At 45.5% G+C, this 17,366-nt stretch carries 13 protein-coding genes; 5 read left to right on the forward strand and 8 right to left on the reverse strand.

Going from position 1 to position 17,366, the window contains the following annotated elements:
- The 5 genes from E2K52_RS09425 to epmA form a co-directional block, all read left to right on the forward strand.
- The coding region (locus tag E2K52_RS09425) for an acyl-CoA dehydrogenase family protein (RefSeq protein ID WP_264765934.1) at positions 1-260 on the forward strand (260 nt) is incomplete at its 5' end.
- Between the two features lie 239 nt (positions 261-499).
- A complete protein-coding gene (locus tag E2K52_RS09430) occupies positions 500-1,900 on the forward strand; it encodes an MFS transporter (protein ID WP_151204879.1) in 1,401 nt (466 codons plus the stop codon).
- A gap of 65 nt (positions 1,901-1,965) precedes the next feature.
- Positions 1,966-3,219, forward strand: a complete 1,254-nt coding sequence (locus E2K52_RS09435; protein WP_151204880.1) for a CaiB/BaiF CoA transferase family protein — start codon at positions 1,966-1,968, stop codon at positions 3,217-3,219.
- Positions 3,220-3,381: 162 nt separating this feature from the next.
- The gene (locus E2K52_RS09440; RefSeq protein WP_151204881.1) at positions 3,382-4,449 is read left to right on the forward strand and encodes a 4-phosphoerythronate dehydrogenase; all 1,068 of its coding nucleotides are present in this window, start codon (positions 3,382-3,384) and stop codon (positions 4,447-4,449) included.
- The gene (gene epmA, locus E2K52_RS09445; protein WP_151204882.1) at positions 4,446-5,426 is read left to right on the forward strand and encodes an EF-P lysine aminoacylase EpmA; all 981 of its coding nucleotides are present in this window, start codon (positions 4,446-4,448) and stop codon (positions 5,424-5,426) included. Before E2K52_RS09440 ends, epmA begins: the two co-directional genes overlap by 4 nt.
- 88 nt (positions 5,427-5,514) lie before the next feature.
- On the opposite strand, the gene E2K52_RS09450 is transcribed toward epmA, so the two are convergent.
- The 8 genes from E2K52_RS09450 to E2K52_RS09485 all read right to left on the reverse strand — a co-directional run.
- The gene (locus E2K52_RS09450; protein WP_151204883.1) at positions 5,515-6,756 is read right to left on the reverse strand and encodes a multifunctional CCA addition/repair protein; all 1,242 of its coding nucleotides are present in this window, start codon (positions 6,754-6,756) and stop codon (positions 5,515-5,517) included.
- A gap of 83 nt (positions 6,757-6,839) precedes the next feature.
- A complete protein-coding gene (locus E2K52_RS09455; protein ID WP_151204884.1) occupies positions 6,840-9,119 on the reverse strand; it encodes an NADP-dependent malic enzyme in 2,280 nt (759 codons plus the stop codon).
- A gap of 142 nt (positions 9,120-9,261) precedes the next feature.
- Positions 9,262-12,141 (reverse strand): EAL domain-containing protein, encoded by a 2,880-nt coding sequence (locus tag E2K52_RS09460; protein WP_151204885.1) that lies wholly within the window; start codon positions 12,139-12,141, stop codon positions 9,262-9,264.
- A gap of 174 nt (positions 12,142-12,315) precedes the next feature.
- Positions 12,316-13,026 carry a 16S rRNA (uracil(1498)-N(3))-methyltransferase gene (locus E2K52_RS09465; protein WP_151204886.1) on the reverse strand — a complete coding sequence of 237 codons (711 nt, stop codon included), beginning with the start codon at positions 13,024-13,026 and terminating at the stop codon, positions 12,316-12,318.
- 30 nt (positions 13,027-13,056) lie between these two features.
- Complete coding sequence (gene metF / locus E2K52_RS09470) at positions 13,057-13,893, reverse strand: methylenetetrahydrofolate reductase [NAD(P)H] (protein WP_151204887.1); 837 nt, start codon at positions 13,891-13,893, stop codon at positions 13,057-13,059.
- Between the two features lie 183 nt (positions 13,894-14,076).
- The gene (ahcY, locus tag E2K52_RS09475; RefSeq protein WP_151204888.1) at positions 14,077-15,459 is read right to left on the reverse strand and encodes an adenosylhomocysteinase; all 1,383 of its coding nucleotides are present in this window, start codon (positions 15,457-15,459) and stop codon (positions 14,077-14,079) included.
- Positions 15,460-15,987: 528 nt separating this feature from the next.
- Entirely contained in the window at positions 15,988-16,512 is a 525-nt protein-coding gene (locus tag E2K52_RS09480) for a tetratricopeptide repeat protein (RefSeq protein WP_151204889.1), read from the reverse strand.
- Between the two features lie 120 nt (positions 16,513-16,632).
- On the reverse strand, positions 16,633-17,366 hold a 734-nt coding region (locus E2K52_RS09485; protein WP_151204890.1), incomplete at its 5' end, for a Tim44 domain-containing protein.

Here is a 17,366-nt window from a genome sequence, read left to right on the forward strand (position 1 = left end):
TACGTTTTGGCCGAATGAAAGATGAAGGCATTGCTTCAGTGGAAGGGACTTCACTGATCAAGCGTAATAACTGTGGTAAAGCGCTGGAGATTGCGCGTCTTGCACGTGACATGCTGGGCGGGAACGGTATTTCTGATGAGTTTGGCGTCGCCCGTCATCTGGTGAACCTTGAAGTGGTGAATACCTATGAAGGCACACATGATGTACATGCCTTGATTTTGGGCCGTGCTCAAACAGGCATTGCCGCATTCTGCAATTAATTAAATCAAACTTTTCTTATTGATCTGAGGATGTTCATACCTGAGCATCCTGCAGGATACTTATCTTAAAAAATTAATCAAAACGTCAATAAAGGATTCATCGTAAAACATTCTTGTCAATCGATGCTTGTGTAAGCCTGTGTTTAAAAAATATCGGAATAAAAATAATAAAGAACAGGCAAGCAAAGGTGGAGGACTGGGACTGTCGATGGCTCATTTGGGAAAATGAGGTAAATGGAATGAAGAATGAGATTAATCATACGTCTGCGGTCGCAGCGCTGAAGTTGCCCTCGAATGTAGGCACTCTGCATCGTATTACAGCACATACCTGGAAACTGGCCTTTATTTTTGCTTTTATTTCACTGGTGATTGACGGCGTGGATATCATGCTGTTGTCGTTCAGTCTGACCAGTTTGAAAGCAGAGTTTGGCCTGTCTTCTTTTCAGGCTGGCATGCTAGGAAGTGCTTCTTTGGCAGGGATGGCGCTGGGTGGCATTACGGGTGGATGGGCCTGTGACAAGTTCGGACGGGTAAAAACCATTGCCTGGTCTGTGGTGTTTTTCTCGATCATGACCTGTATTTTGGGATTTACCCAAAGTTATGAGCAGTTCATGATTTTACGTTTTATTGGTGCTTTTGGACTCGGTTCACTCTACATGGCCTGTAATACGTTAATGGCTGAATATGTACCGACCAAATACCGGACCACAGTCTTAGGAACGCTACAAACTGGACAGACGATTGGCTATATTGTCGCCACTTTAATGGCCGGAGCCATCATCCCTGATTATGGCTGGCGCATGCTGTTTTATGTAACTATTATTCCTGCGGCCTTTGCCTTGATTTTTATGCGCTTTGTGCCAGAACCTGCATCTTGGCAGGAAGAAAAAATCAAGCAATTGCAAAATCGTCATATAAAAGTTGAAGCTGAGCCGACGCTGGCTGTTGCGCAACAGCCAGCGGAAAGTATTTATAAGCGTATTTTTGGCCACCAGCAGCACCGTAAAATGTTTTTGCTGTGGATGACCACTGCGGCATTTTTACAGTTTGGCTATTATGGCGTAAATAACTGGATGCCTACCTATCTTGAAACCGAACTCAACATGAACTTCAAGGCATTGACCGGTTATATGGTAGGTGCATATACGGCCATGATCCTGGGCAAGATTTTAGCGGGTTATCTGGCAGATAAATTTGGCCGCCGGATCACTTTTGTATTTGGTACGGTCAGTACAGCTGCCTTTTTACCGATTATCATTTTCTATAACAGCCCGACCAATATTGCCTACTTACTGGTCACATTTGGCTTCTTATATGGCATTCCATATGGCGTGAATGCAACGTATATGGCGGAAACCTTTTCTACTGATGTGCGGGGAACTGCGATTGGCGGTGCCTACAATATGGGACGCCTGGGCGCAGCTATTGCCCCTGCAACGATTGGAATTATTGCTGCGGGCGGTTCATTCACCCTGGCCTTTATTGTGATGGGTGCCGCCTACTTTATTGCTGGTGTAATTCCTGGACTCTTTATTCGTGAGCGTCAATATGACCCGCAAGCCAATCTGGTGGTTCCAGCAGATGAAGAAGCTAAAGCTAAGAAGACGGTAGTGTCGGACCGACCAGCTGCTGTGAAATAAAACCTGAAATAAAAATGATCAGGATGGAGCAGTAAGGTCCATCCTCTTTAAAAAGGAAGAAAGATATGGGAGCTTTACAGGGAATTCGTGTTTTAGACTTGAGTCGCGTGCTGGCAGGACCTTGGTGCGGACAGATTCTGGCTGATCTGGGCGCTGAAGTCATCAAGATTGAAAGGCCACATGTCGGGGATGATACCCGGATGTGGGGACCGCCCTGGATGCCGGATCAGGAGGGCAATGCCACACGTGAGTCCGGATATTTTCAGTGTGCCAACCGCAATAAATATTCGGTTGCAGTCGATATTGCGAGTGCCGAAGGTCAGGAACTGATCCGGGAAATTGCCAAAACGGCAGATGTAGTGATTGAAAACTATAAGGCAGGTTCACTGGCAAAATATGGCCTGGACTATGCCAGCTTAAGCGCACTAAATCCGAAGCTGGTGTATTGTTCGATTACTGGGTTTGGTCAGGATGGGCCACGTGCCGAAGAGCCCGGCTATGATTTCATCATTCAGGGCATGTCGGGCCTGATGAGTATTACCGGTGAAAGTGATGATAGGCCAGGTGGAGGCGCACAGAAGGTTGGCGTGGCAGTAGTGGATATCCAGACCGGCTTATATGCAACCATTGCCATACAGGCCGCCCTATGGTCATGTCAACAGAGCGGACGCGGCCAGTATATTGATATGTCGCTCCTCGATGTGCAGGTCGCAGCACTTGCCAATCAGGGCATGAACTATTTAAGCTCGGGTGTTTCGCCAGTACGGATGGGGAATCATCATCCAAATATTGTGCCTTATCAGACTTTTAAAGCAAAAGATAAGGAATTTATTATTGCCTGTGGTAATGACAAGCAATTTAAAGATTTATGTATGGCCATTGATTTGCCGGAGCTACTACAAGACAGCAGATTCCAGCGTAATCAGGATCGGGTAAAACATCGGGATGAATTAATTGCATTATTATCTGAATATTTTCTCAGAAAAAATGTCAAAGACTGGGTTGATGCGATTCATGCTGTCAAAGTGCCGGTCGGGGTGATTAACTCGATTGAAGAGGCATTGGCTGAACCACAAGTCCAGCATCGCGGTATGGTGGTCGATGTGCCACATCCATTGAATGATCGCTTCCAAGTGATTGCTTCGCCGATCAAGCTGTCTGAAACCCCAGTAGAATATCGGCATGCACCGCCACAACTGGGCCAACATACCGGCTTTATCTTATCCCGCTTCAAAACTCCGGAACAATTGGCTGCATTACAGGCCAAAGGCATTATTGATGGCTCGATTCACTCTCTTGCCGATGAGACGGTGGCCTGAAACCAGCGCCTTGATATTGCTTTCATGACACGCCTTTGCCGAAGTGAATCTCTACTTCGGCTTCTTTATATTGGTATTTTTGCTAGAGAGTGGTTCTAAGGGAAAATAGTCACATGCCAGTGGACGCGGTATGATACGCAGATGCAGTCATTGGAACAGATTATGAAAATTGTTGCAGATGAAAATCTGGCATTTACCGACTATTTCTTTGCCGAATTTGGCGACATTCAACATCGCGCAGGACGCAGCCTGTCTGCACAGGATGTTAAAGATGCGGATGCTTTACTGGTTCGTTCCGTGACCCAGGTGAATGCAGCACTATTACAGGGCAGTCGGCTTAAATTTGTGGGTAGTGCCACGATTGGCACCGATCATCTGGATATTGCAGCGCTGGAAAATAAGCAGATCAGCTGGGCCAATGCACCGGGTTGTAATGCGCAGGCTGTGGCTGAATATGTGATTACGGCTTTATTGCATGTGCAGCCAGACCTACTCAATGCTGGTCAGCAATTTACTTTGGGTATTGTCGGCCTTGGCAATGTCGGTTCGCGTCTGGCCACTCTGGCAAAACTGCTGGACTGGAAGGTAATTGCCTATGATCCTTATGTACAGCAGGAACAGGTTCAGCAAGTGGAATGGACGGAACTACTTAAGCAAGCGCATGCAGTCTCGCTACATGTACCGCTCACCAAAACTGGCCAGTATCCGACCTATCATCTGATTAACACGGTTAGCTTGGCGCACATGCAGCCTGAGACCTTTCTGATTAATTCCGCACGTGGTCCGGTGATTGAAGAGCAGGCCCTGATTCAGGATATTCAGAAGACTGGAAGAAAAGTGGTACTGGATGTCTTTGAACACGAACCGGAAATTTCTGAACAGCTGCTTGATCTGCTGACTTTGGTGACGCCCCATATTGCCGGTTATAGTCTGGAAGGCAAGGCACGTGGTACACAAATAATTTATGACGCATTTTGCCAGACGTTTGGCTTTGACAGGCATAAACAGTTTGAAACCCAGTTGCCTGTCTGTGAGCCATTTTTCCAAAACCAGAATTTGAAAATGTCGCTACAACAGCATCTGTCTCAAATCTACGACATTGCCCGTGATGATGCCAGTCTGCGTGCCTGTCTAAAAGACGGCAAGGTTGACCAGCAGGCATTTGACCATTTACGTAAAACCTATCCGCTACGCCGGGAATGGGCAGCACATGGAGGGCCACAAGCATGAGCCAGTCCGTGTCCTATCAACCGACTTGTGATCTGCAAAGTATTCAAGCGCGCGCCAGAATGTATACTCAAATCCGCCAGTTTTTTGCTGAACGTAAAGTGCTGGAAGTTGAAACCCCTGTCTTGTCACAGGCAGGTGTGACCGATGTACATTTAGCATCTATTCAGGCACAGCGCCATGTCATGGGCAAGCTGAGTACTCATTATTTGCAAACCTCCCCAGAATTTGCCATGAAGCGTTTATTGGCCAGTGGAAGCGGGCCGATTTACCAGATTTGTAAAGTTTTCCGTGATGATGAACATGGCCATAAACACAACAGCGAGTTTAGTATGCTGGAGTGGTACCGTCCGGGTTTCAGTCTGAAAGAGTTAATGTTTGAAGTGACTGAGCTGCTAAATGGCGTCCTCAAAGCACGCTTTGGTGAAGTACGGCCAACGGTCCTGAGTTATAAACATGCCTTTATGGATCGTCTGGATTTAAATCCCCTCCAGGCGACTGTGCCACAATTGCAGGATTGCTGCCGCAGGGTAGGACTGAATCTGGACTTGGGCAATGACCGTCTGGGCTATATTGATCTGTTATTTTCACATATGGTAGAGCCAAGCCTGGGTTTTGATACTGTTGTATTTCTGACAGATTTCCCGCCTGAGTTGGCCTCACTGGCTAAAACCACACTTGATGAAGACGGTGAACTGGTTGCTGCACGTTTCGAGCTGTATATTGAAGGGCTGGAACTGGCGAATGCTTATGACGAGCTAATAGATGCCGAGGTTTTGCGCTCTCGTTTTGAAGCGGATAATGCCGAACGAGCAGCACTCGGTTTGCATGTGATGCCCATCGATGAATATCTGCTGGCAGCATTGCCCAAGATGCCGGAATGTTCAGGCATTGCCTTGGGGCTGGACCGTCTGCTGATGGTTGCAACCCGGCAGATGAAGCTAGAGCAGGTGATTGCTTTTCCAGCAGATATTTCCTGATCCAGGCTTAAGTTTTGTTTAAGCTTTCTTGGAGACAAGAAGCTTAGGTGTAGGCCTTAAACAATAAAAAGCACCCAAGGGTGCTTTTTTAATCAATATCAATAGTCTGTTGATATTGTTCCTTTAATACTCCCAGTGCCTGAATACGCCGTTCAATCAGCATCTCCCCAATGTCCGGTCCCTGAATATCGGAGGGTAGGTCTTGAGCTTTAATATTTCGTACCAGCTGCATGGCTTCTAGTACATATTGTGCCTGCGGATAAGGCCGGTCTTCCAGACCTAAGCGGCCACGCGAATCACATTCACAGGCTTGTATAAATGCTTCGACACGCTCAGGACGACGTAATACATCCAGCCGCTGCAATAAACGCCATAAAGTGCCGGGCTTCAGATTAAAAGCCTGATGGCATTTTAGATGCTCCTTACATACCGCCAACGCCAGCTGTTTGGTATAAGTCGGTACTTTGAGCCGTTCACATAATGCCGTTACCGGTTTAATGCCGCGCTCTTCGTGCATGATATGTCGCGGTAATTCTTCTACAGGCGTCAGCGCTTTACCCAGATCATGCACCAGAACCGCAAAACGTACATCCAGACTATAATTCTGACGGCAAGCTTGTTGTAAAGACATCATGGTATGAATACCGCAATCAATTTCCGGATGATATTCAGGGCGTTGCGGAATACCATATAACGCATCAATTTCCGGGAACAGAACTTTTAAAGCACCACAACTGCGTAACACTTCAAAATAAACATCCGCATCACGCTCCATCAGGGCACGTGCTGTCTCTTTCCAGACCCGTTCCGGGGTTAGCGCATCCAGTTCACCTGATTCAGTCAATTGTTGCATGAGTAGCAGGGTTTCATCAGCAATCTGAAAACCCTGACGATGATAGCGTGCAGCAAAACGGGCAATCCGCAGGACTCTTAATGGATCTTCAATGAAGGCATCGGACACATGACGTAAAACCCGATTTTCCAGATCTTGCTGACCGCCATACGGATCATAAATCTGGCCGGCCTCATCCATGGCCATAGCATTGATGGTCAAGTCGCGGCGGATCAGGTCCTGTTCCAGCGTTACACTGATGTCAGTGTGAAATTCAAAACCATGATAACCAGAACCGGATTTGCGTTCGGTGCGGGCTAGCGCATATTCTTCTTTGGTTTCTGGGTGTAAAAAAACAGGAAAATCTTTCCCGACAGGATGATAGCCTAAGCTCAGCATATGTGCAGGCGTGGTACCAACCACCACATAATCTTTTTCGTGATAGGGATGCCCGAGTAAGTGATCTCGCACTGCACCGCCTACTAAATAAACTTGCATGAAAAAACCTCTATTCTTAACAGCATCATGCTACAGAATAGAGGTTTTCTCAAGTTAAGAAGTGACGCGAATGCGTATAGTTCTTATAGGGCGTTTTTTTCAACTTCCTGGATTTCAGCCACAGTTAATGCTGTCATGTTCACTAAACGGCGAGTAGTTGCGGTTGGGGTCAGAATATGTACCGGTTTCGCTGCACCTAGTAGAATTGGACCAATTGTTACATTATTCCCTGATGTTGCTTTTAACAGGTTAAATGAAATATTAGCCGCATCCAGATTTGGCATGATCAGCAGGTTGGCAGAACCCTTGAAGCGTGAGTTCGGGAAAGCAAACTGACGGATATTTTCATCTAGGGCTGCATCACCGTGCATTTCACCTTCAACTTCAAGTTCTGGTGCAATTTCAGACAGGAGTTCAAATACACGACGCATTTTTTGCGCGCTGACATCATCCTGATGGGAACCGAAGCTCGAATGTGAAAGCAGGGCAATGCGTGGAGTCATACCAAAACGGCGAACTTCTTCAGCAGCCAGAATAGTCATTTCTGCCAGTTGTTCAGCGGTCGGGTTGGTGTTGACATAGGTATCTGCAATAAACAGGTTACGATCTTCCAGCATCAAGGCATTCAGCGTGAAGAAGGTATTGTGACCGTCTTTCTTGCCAATAACGTTGCTGACAAAGTCCAGGTGGATGTCATAGCTGGAGTAAGTACCACATAACATGCCATCGGCAAGACCATGTTTGACCAGCATTGCAGCAATCAGGGTTGAACGGCGACGTGCTTCACGCTGAGCATACTCAGGCGTAACGCCCTTGCGTTGCATGATGGTGTAATAGTCATCCGCAAACTTCTGGTAATCCGGGTTTTTCTCCTGATCGACAATCGTGATGTTCGCGCCGTCTTCAAGACGCAAGCCCAGCTTCTTGATATTGGCTTCAATCACTGCCGGACGGCCGACCAGAATCGGTTTGGCCAGACCTTCATCGACTGCAATTTGTGCCGCACGAAGTACGCGCAGATCTTCACCTTCGGCATAGGCAATGCGTTTCGGGTCAGATTTTGCCTGTTCAAAGATAGGCTTCATCATGAAGGCAGAATTATAGACGAACTCAGACAGGCGCTGACGATAAGCTGCGAAGTCCTGGATTGGGCGAGTTGCTACGCCAGAATCCATAGCAGCCTGGGCAACTGCCGGAGCAATTTCCAGAATCAGACGTTGATCCAGTGGACCCGGAATCAGGTAGTCACGGCCGAAAGATGCCGATTTTTCACCATAAGTCGAGGCATCAGCTTCGATATGCGCCATGCGTGCAATTGCATGTACACAGGCAATTTTCATTTCTTCGTTAATCGTTGTCGCACCTACATCAAGCGCACCACGGAAGATATAAGGGAAGCACAGGGCGTTATTCACCTGGTTCGGATAGTCAGAACGGCCAGTTGCCATAATCACGTCATCACGAACTTCATGGGCATGTTCAGGCAGAATTTCCGGATTCGGGTTTGCCAAGGCAAAAATGATCGGATCTCTGGCCATGGTTTTAACCATTTCTTTGGTCAGAATACCTGCCGCAGAAAGACCGAGGAACATGTCTGCACCGGCAATCACTTCACCGATCTGAGTCTCTTCAATATCTTGTACATAGGCTTTTTTAGACTCGTCCAGACCTTCACGTTTAGACGTTAACAGGCCACGTGAGTCCGCCACAATGATATTTTCTTTTTTGGCACCCAGTGCGCACAGCAGATTCAGACAAGACAGCGCAGCAGCACCCGCACCTGAAGCAATAATCTTGATCTCATCAATTTTTTTACCGTTGAGCTTCAGCGCATTTAACAGGGCAGAACCTACAATGATAGAGGTCCCGTGCTGGTCATCATGGAATACAGGAATATTCATGCGCTCACGCAGTTTCTGTTCAATATAGAAACATTCTGGAGCCTTGATATCTTCAAGGTTGATGCCACCAAAGGTGGGTTCCAGAGCAGCAACGATATCAACAATCTTATCCGGATCATTTTCTGCAATTTCAATATCGAATACGTCAACGCCAGCAAATTTTTTGAACAGTACGCCTTTACCTTCCATCACCGGCTTAGATGCAAGCGGGCCAATATTTCCCAGACCCAGTACTGCAGTACCGTTAGTGACGACAGCCACCAGGTTGCCACGTGCGGTATAGAGGGCAGCTGTTGAAGGATCACGTTCAATCTCAAGACATGGAGCCGCTACGCCAGGCGAATAAGCAAGGGCTAAGTCACGTTGGTTGACCAATTGTTTGCTTGGTGTAACGCTGATTTTTCCCGGAGTAGGAAATTCGTGATAGTAAAGAGCCTGTTGCTTTAAAGATTGTTCGTCCATCTGTATCTCGATCGTTGTAAAGATTACCCGGCAACCGGGTAAATAAATTAGATTTATGGCTTCGAATATACCATTTGTTAGGCGCTTAGCCCAGTCAAAGCCGCCCGTTTTTCAAACAAAATTATTGAACAGGGCTATGAACTTAGACGTGCAGGGTATAAGAAGCAAAGTTGCGGTTTTGCTCCAAATAGGCAGTCGCTTCCTGCTCTGGCAAAGGTTTGGAAAATAAATAGCCTTGGGCAATATCACAATTTAAATCAAGTAAATAGTCAAATTGTTCCCGAGTTTCGACACCTTCAGCAACCACAATCATTCCCATTGCTTTGCCCATTGCAACTATGGCGCTTACCAGCGCTTCCTGTTTGGTTTCCCCAATTTTAGAGACAAAACTTCGATCAATTTTTAAGATGTCAATAGGAAAGTCGGCAAGATAGGACAAAGACGAATAGCCGGTACCGAAGTCATCTAGAGAAATATTAATCTGGCGCTGCTTGATTTGATCTAGCAGCACTTTAATTGCCTCAGAATTTTCAATCAGGGACGATTCGGTAATCTCAAGTTCTAGGCTGCTGCCAGAAATCTGGTTTTCTGCAATGGCATGATCCAGATCATTCAGGAGCTGACCGCGACGTAACTGCTGTGCCACGATATTGACTGAGACACAAATATTATTAAAACCCAGTTCATTCCATTTTTTAATTTGCTGTGCTGTTTGCTGAATCACTAGGCGGCCAATATCTGAAATCAAGCTGGTCTGTTCAGCCAGTGGAACAAACAGACCGGGTGGAATAATGCCTTTTTCAGGATGGTTCCAGCGTACCAAAGCCTCAAAGCCATAAATTTTCTGGTTGTGGAAGTGAATTTTGGGCTGATAATACACCACCAGTTCATTATTATGCAGTGCTTTGCGCAGATCGCGTTCAATAAAAATCCCTTGCTCGAGGAGTGCAGTATTTTTGCTGGAATAGAAACGAATGGTATTGCCTCCCAGATCCTTGGCCTCACTCAAAGCCTGTTCGGCACAGTTATTCAGATAATCCAGCTGACGGCCATGGTCGGGATAAAATGCAATCCCCATCGACAGGGTAATCACATAATCCTGTCCATAAATATGAAAGGGTACTTTAAAGGCTTCAACGATGCACTGGCAATGCTCCTGCACCGAGGGCCGAATATGCGATATTTCATATAGAATCGCAAAATCATCTCCATTCAGATGGGCAACAAACAGGGCTTCAGCATTGGTGATGCGCAGACGCTGTGCCACCTGGCGTAACAGTTCATCCCCCCCATTATTGGATAGATATTCATTTAACGGGCGGAAGCGATCAATATTGAGTCGAATGACGGCAATTTTCTGGATGGAATCTTTTTGTGAAACCAGATATTGATGTAGCTGATAATTATAGTAAAAACGGTTGGGCAAGTCGGTCAGAGCGTCATAGTTTTCAAGGTAGGACAGACGTTGTTCCTGCAGTTTGCGCTCGGTCAGATCCGAGACAATACCGATATAATGGGTAATACGGTCCTTTTCATCAGTGGTAGCATTAATATGGAGCCACAAAGTCAGTTTTTTACCTGATCGAAATTTTGCATGAATTTCCCCATCATAAGAGCCGGTGTCTTTAACTTTTTTGATGATGGTCGCCCGCATGCTGGGCCGTTGCCCGATTTTAGAAGGGGCAATAATATCAAAAAGGGATTGTCCAATTAATTGATTACGATTAAAGCCGGTCAGATATTCATAGTGGGGATTGACATCAATATAATTGAGTTCCTGATCCAGAATAAAAATCCCTTCGGCGGCCTGTTCCATCACACTGGCAACCAGTTTTAAACGTTCCTGAGATGTGCGTTCCTGCTGAATGTCACGACGAATACCGACCATTCTCAGCGGTTTATGGCTGACTGGGTCGCTGCTAATCACACGACCAACATCATGCACCCAATTCCAAACCCCTGGTGATAGCTGAATCCGGTAAGTCACATCATAACGGTCAACCTGCCCGCGTAGATGCTGCTTGATAGCAGATTTAAAAGATTTAAGATCATCCGGGTGAATCAGTTGCTTTAAATAAATATTATGCTCTTTGGAGCCTCTCAGGATTTTTTCATTCTTATGGTTGACCAGGGTGATTTTCCGGTTGGCAATATCCCAATCCCATGGTCGCAGTCCGGCAATATTGTGTGCCAGCTCCAGATTCTGCTGCTGATTTTTCAGGTCAAGATTAATCTGCTCAATATCATAGGTACGTTCACGCACTTTTTGTTCAAGTAGCTGATTGATGAGCTGGAGCTGCTGTTCAATATCTTTGGATTTGTTGACTTCTTTTTGTAATTGCTGACACAGCTCATCGGTCCAGTCTACCTGTTGTTTGGCTTGCTCAACCAGTAAATGATTTTCCGCAGACAGACAGGAAGTGTGTCGTTGAATACGGTAGCTGCTTGTGGCACAGAGCAGGATCACAATCATGACAAAGTTTAAAGCCAGACCCAAGAAAGGGTTCTCTGATGCAGTGTGTAAAAACTGGGAGGCAAAGAAGGGAATCAGACAGGGGATAAACGTCAGTAAGAAATAGCTGATTTTCTGGGTCAGATAAGTCAGTCCAAAGGTCTGAGTGACAATCAGCAGTAAAGTAGACAGGGTAAGCGCTTCAATTGTACTGAAATTTGGGTCCGCGGTTGGCAGATAGTAATAAATAATAAAAATACCCAGCGCAATACACAGGCCAACAAACAGGCTCTGAACTTGCAGCCAGCGATGGGCAACTTTAAGCTGATACTGTCCAGGTTTAAAATAGAGCGTACTGGTCAGCCAGCAGAGGCTGACGGTAATTTCTGTAAAAATAAACCACTGGTTAAAATATACATGAGAAGGGTGGTAGTAAATCTGGTAAATGCTGAAAATATAAAGACAAATAATCAGGATGCTGAGTAAAAAATATCGACTGTGGCGAAGCGTGTTCGCAATTTGAGCGTAATGTAAATACGTTTGAACATAATCATTTCGATTATCCACCATGTCAAAAAAGCCTTTTGTGCGTCCTAAGTACCCTACTTCTGGTTGCCCTTGTTGTTATATCCACTAAAACCCAACTTTAAATTAATATATTGCCTAATTATTATTGAATTCAGAGTAGAATTTTTTTAAATAAAAATCAATAAAATTAATAACTAAATTTTATAATATCCCTATTTATAGGCGGTAATTTAAAATCGAAAGCGCTACCACAGGCGCAGTTTCGGTACGCAGTATCCGCTCTCCAATACACCAGTTTATAAAGCCTTTTTCATTTGCTGCCTGAATTTCCGCCTCACTTAAACCACCTTCCGGGCCAATGAGCAGGGCAAGATCAGGTGTGGCCTGGGCAAGTACATCAACTTCATCTTTATTAGGAGCAAGAACCAGTTTGGTCGCTGGCAGTTCGCTTGCTAACCAGTCTTGCAAAGACAGGGGAGCTAAAATCTCAGGCACAAGATTTAAACCGCATTGTTCGCAGGCTGCAATTACTACTCCACGCCAATGATTTAATTTTTTCTGATCACGTTCATATTTTAGACGCATTTCACAGCGTTCTGAGGTCAGAAGCTGAATATGAGAGACACCCAGCTCTACCGCTTTTTGAATCGCATAGTCCATGCGTTCCCCCTTGCTCATCACCTGACCCAGAAGAGCTTTAAACTTAGGCGTGCGATTGGTCGGGTTAAAGTGATTGACCTGCACCATTGCCGACTTTTTGGCAATATCTACAAGCTCAACCTCATATTCACCACCTTGCCCATTGAACAAGGTGGCTTTTTCTCCTACTTGAGCACGTAATACTTTGATCCAGTGATGAAATACTGGTTCAGTCAGTTCAAGAGTTTGATCAACTGCTAAATCAGCTTCAATAAAAAAACGTGGCATTCAGGTATTACTCTCAACTAGGAAATTGAATTATGCAAGACCAAGGTCTTTCACAAGCTGAAGGGTGGGGTCGGTGGTATTCATGGTATAGAAATGCAAACTCGGTGCTCCGCCAGCAATCAGGCGCTCACAGAATTTCACCACGACTTCATGACCAAAGGCTCGGATACTGGCAGTATCATCTCCATAGGCGGCTAACTGCTTGCGAATCCAGCGTGGAATCTCGGCACCTGTACCATCTGCAAAGCGAATCAGATTGCTGGCATTGGTAATCGGCATAATCCCGGGCGCTACCGGAATATTGACACCTTCTTTCTGAATACGCTCAACAAAGTAGAAGTAGGCATCCGGATTGAAGAAGAATTGGGTAATCGCTGCATTGGCCCCCGCATTGGCTTTTTCACAGAAACGCTGAATATCCTGGTCAAAACTCTCAGCTTGTGGATGCATTTCCGGATAAGCTGCGACTTCAATAGTGAAATGATCGCCTGAATGTTCACGAATAAAGCGAACCAAATCCTGTGCATAAGGCAGCTCTCCCAAGCCAACCTGACCGGAAGGCAAGTCTCCACGTAGCGCTACAATGCGGTCAATGCCTTGTAGCTTGTAAAGATCTAGTAACTCGGCAATACGCGCTTTGTCATCTCCAATACAAGACAGGTGAGGTGCTACCGGTGTACCTTTGCCATTGAAATCATTGATGGTCGATAAAGTGCGTTCACGCGTCGAACCGCCAGCCCCATAAGTCACAGAGAAGAATTCTGGATTTAAAAGTTGCAGCTCTTGGTGTACAGTTTTGAGCTTTTCCGCACCTGCATCAGTTTTGGTCGGGAAAAATTCAAACGAAATTAGAATCTGTTTTGACATGTTCAAATCCTTTTTTATAAATACTTTTTAATTAGTTTTACCTCTCCTAAATCCTCTCTTGCGCTGAGCTTCAAAGCAGTGCTTTAAGCACGCTCAGGAGAGGACTTACCCTCGATGACATACATTTGGTAATGAATGTTCCCTCTCCCTATGGGAGAGGGTTAGGGAGAGGGTGGAGTTTAATTAGTATTTATAAGCATCCGATTTAAACGGACCTTCAACTTGAACACCTAAATAATCCGCTTGTTCTTGCGTTAAAGTCGTTAATACGCCGCCGAAACCAGCAACCATTGCAGCAGCCACTTCTTCATCTAGTTTCTTGGGAAGTAGTTCTACACGAATCGCAGCCTGTTTTTGATCTTCAGGCAGGTCGGCAAACTTTTCAGCAAACAAGTGCATTTGAGCAAGTACCTGGTTGGCAAAAGAACCGTCCATCACACGTGATGGGTGACCTGTTGCGTTCCCCAGGTTCACCAGACGACCTTCAGAAAGCAGGATCAGGTAATCGTTTTCATTTTCAGAACGATATACTTGATGAACTTGAGGTTTTACTTCAACCCACTTGTAACCACGTAAATAGTTGGTGTCAATTTCAGTGTCAAAGTGGCCGATGTTACATACCACTGCACCCGGTTTTAAAGTGTCTAACATGGCAGCATCACATACGTGGTAGTTACCTGTTGTGGTAACAATCAGATCCGTGTTTTGCAGAAGCTCAAGGTTGATGTCTTCTTTTTTGCCTGTTTGAACGCCATTTTTGTATGGTGCAACCACTTCGTAGCCGTCCATACATGCTTGCATGGCACAGATTGGGTCGATTTCAGTAACACGTACAATCATACCTTCTTGGCGAAGTGACTGGGCAGAACCTTTACCTACGTCACCATAACCAATCACAAGCGCGCGACGGCCAGATAACAGCATATCTGTACCACGTTTGATCGCATCGTTAAGTGAGTGACGGCAACCGTATTTATTGTCGTTTTTAGACTTGGTGACTGAATCGTTGACGTTGATTGCAGGTACTTTCAGAGAACCGTCTTTCCACATTTCTAGCAGACGTTGTACGCCTGTAGTGGTCTCTTCAGTAATCCCGTGGATTTTTGCCAGCATTTCAGGATATTTTTCATGAACCAGTGCAGTCAAGTCACCGCCATCATCCAGAATCATGTTGGCATCCCAAGGTTTGCCATTGACATTAATCTGTTGTTCTAGACACCATACATATTCTTCTTCGGTTTCACCTTTCCAGGCAAATACAGGTACGCCAGACGCTGCAATTGCAGCCGCAGCATGGTCTTGAGTCGAGAAAATATTACAAGAAGTCCAACGAACTTCTGCACCTAATTCAACCAATGTTTCAATTAAAACTGCAGTTTGAATCGTCATGTGGATACAGCCGAGAATTTTCGCGCCTGCCAGTGGTTTCGCAGCTGAATAACGCTTACGAAGCCCCATTAATGCCGGCATTTCTGCTTCAGCAAGTTTGATTTCTTTACGGCCATAGTCAGCTAGTGAAATATCAGCAACTTTATAATCTGTAAATGAAGCATTAACCGCGTTCATCACGATCTCCTTATAAAAAAACAATAATTGATCATTCAGTTCGCGGATGCCGTTGTTGGTCTGTCTAGAAAAAGACTGGCCGATCGTCGAGCCTGGCGCTTTTACATTTTGTACCTGTAAAACGTCGCAGCATCCCTCGACTAGCGAGGTATTGTACTTGGAAACTAATTCTGTTCCAACTCTATCGCTGCGCTATTTCTAGATAAAGGTCAAAATTTAGGAAAGTTAGTCTGCAAAAATAGTAATCGCGTGTGGAGTTTAGCCAATAAAAAGTAAATAGCTATGCTCAGAAGTCCTGCTAAAAAGTGATTAGATGATGATTCCTGATTATTTTTTCGGACTCAGGCGAGTGTGCTGATTTTCATCTTGTTTTAAAGTAAAGAGGAAATTCAAATTGCTATTATAAATTTGGACAAACGAACTTAAGTATTGAATATCTAACTATAAAAACTGAAGATATTTTTGATTGCATAAAAAACTGGCGAATCTGAAAAGATTGAACAGCCCATCATCTGATGGGCTTCTCATTTATTCTATTTTCTGCTCAATTTCATCTGCTTTTTGTGTCCAGTAATCTGCCAGTTCTTCATCAGCATCAATCCCCAGACCATTGGCATAGATAAAGGCCAGATCACGCATCGCCTGAACGTCACCCCATTCAGCAGCTTGCTTCACCAGTGTGATAGATTTTTCGACATCTTTTTCAATCACATCACCGCGGCGGTAAAAACCTGCCAGTTCCAAGGTTGCTGCAGGGTGCTTCTCGATATTGGCCTTGCTTAACCAGTAATAGGCTAACTCAAAGTGTGCTTTGGATTCTTCCGGGTCTTCTTCCGCCAGTTCTTTGGCATAGACCGTATAGCCTTCACCCAGCCAGTACATGGCTTCAACCAGTCCGCCGTTGGCTGCTTTTAAAGCCCATTCTTCTGCCAGAATGATGTCATCTTCATGCTCACTTTGCATATACAGTTCAGCCAGTTCAAATTGCGCTTCGGTATTACCGGCAAGGGCACGATTAGAAAGGGCAGCAGGAGGAGAAATACGCTGAGTCATAAGGAAACCTCAAATATAGTGGCCCTAGGGTAAAATGAAAGCTCAAGAAAAGCTAATACTGCGCCATAAAAAAGCGATCCGAAGATCGCTTTTAAAACAGTATTGTTAAATTGCTATAAATTACAGTTCTTGCTGGATGCCTGCGACCAGCCAATCTTGTTGGGAACCAGCAGGCTTTACAAAGTGCCAGATCTCAGCAAATGGTTGTGGTTGGCTGTTCAGGTCTTCGCTTACTGTGCCGGTAAAGCGTACGCTCACCACGTATTGATCATTTTCTGTAGATGAATCTGCAACCATCGCATTCAAGTTCGAGAACTCCGCTACGTCCTGATCCTGATTGGCCATAATATCGTTATACATGGACTGATACAGGTCAGGAGTTAAATAGCGCTGAATCTCAGAAATGTTGCTTGCTGTATTCATGGACTGAATATGGTTGAAGCGCTGACGTGCAACACGCAGGAAGGCAGCCGGCTCAGTTCCATCTGGTAACTGCTGACCACTATTGGTATACGCTGTACCGAATGGCGCATTATTTACCGGCGCTGAACCAAATGGTGCATTATTGCCCGTAGTGTTCCCGCTCACGCTTTGACCAAAGATGTTGGTATTATCACCACCACGCGGTACAGCAGGCGCTTGGCCAAAGGGTGCTGGCTGGCCAGCACCACTATTTGGCGCATACGGATTAGAAGCTACTTTTTTTTTTGCGCCCATCTTACGGAAAATGAAGAAGGCAACAGCAGCAGCAAGCAGGATCCAGATCCAGCCTGGAATACCGCCTTTTTCCTCTTCTTGAGCTGCCTGAGCTTCAGAGGCTGCAGCATTTTGATCATCAGCCAGTGCGTTGGCAG

The sequence above is a fragment of the Acinetobacter sp. RF14B genome, from assembly GCF_006864105.1.
GTDB classification, from domain to species: Bacteria; Pseudomonadota; Gammaproteobacteria; order Pseudomonadales; family Moraxellaceae; genus Acinetobacter; species Acinetobacter lwoffii_C.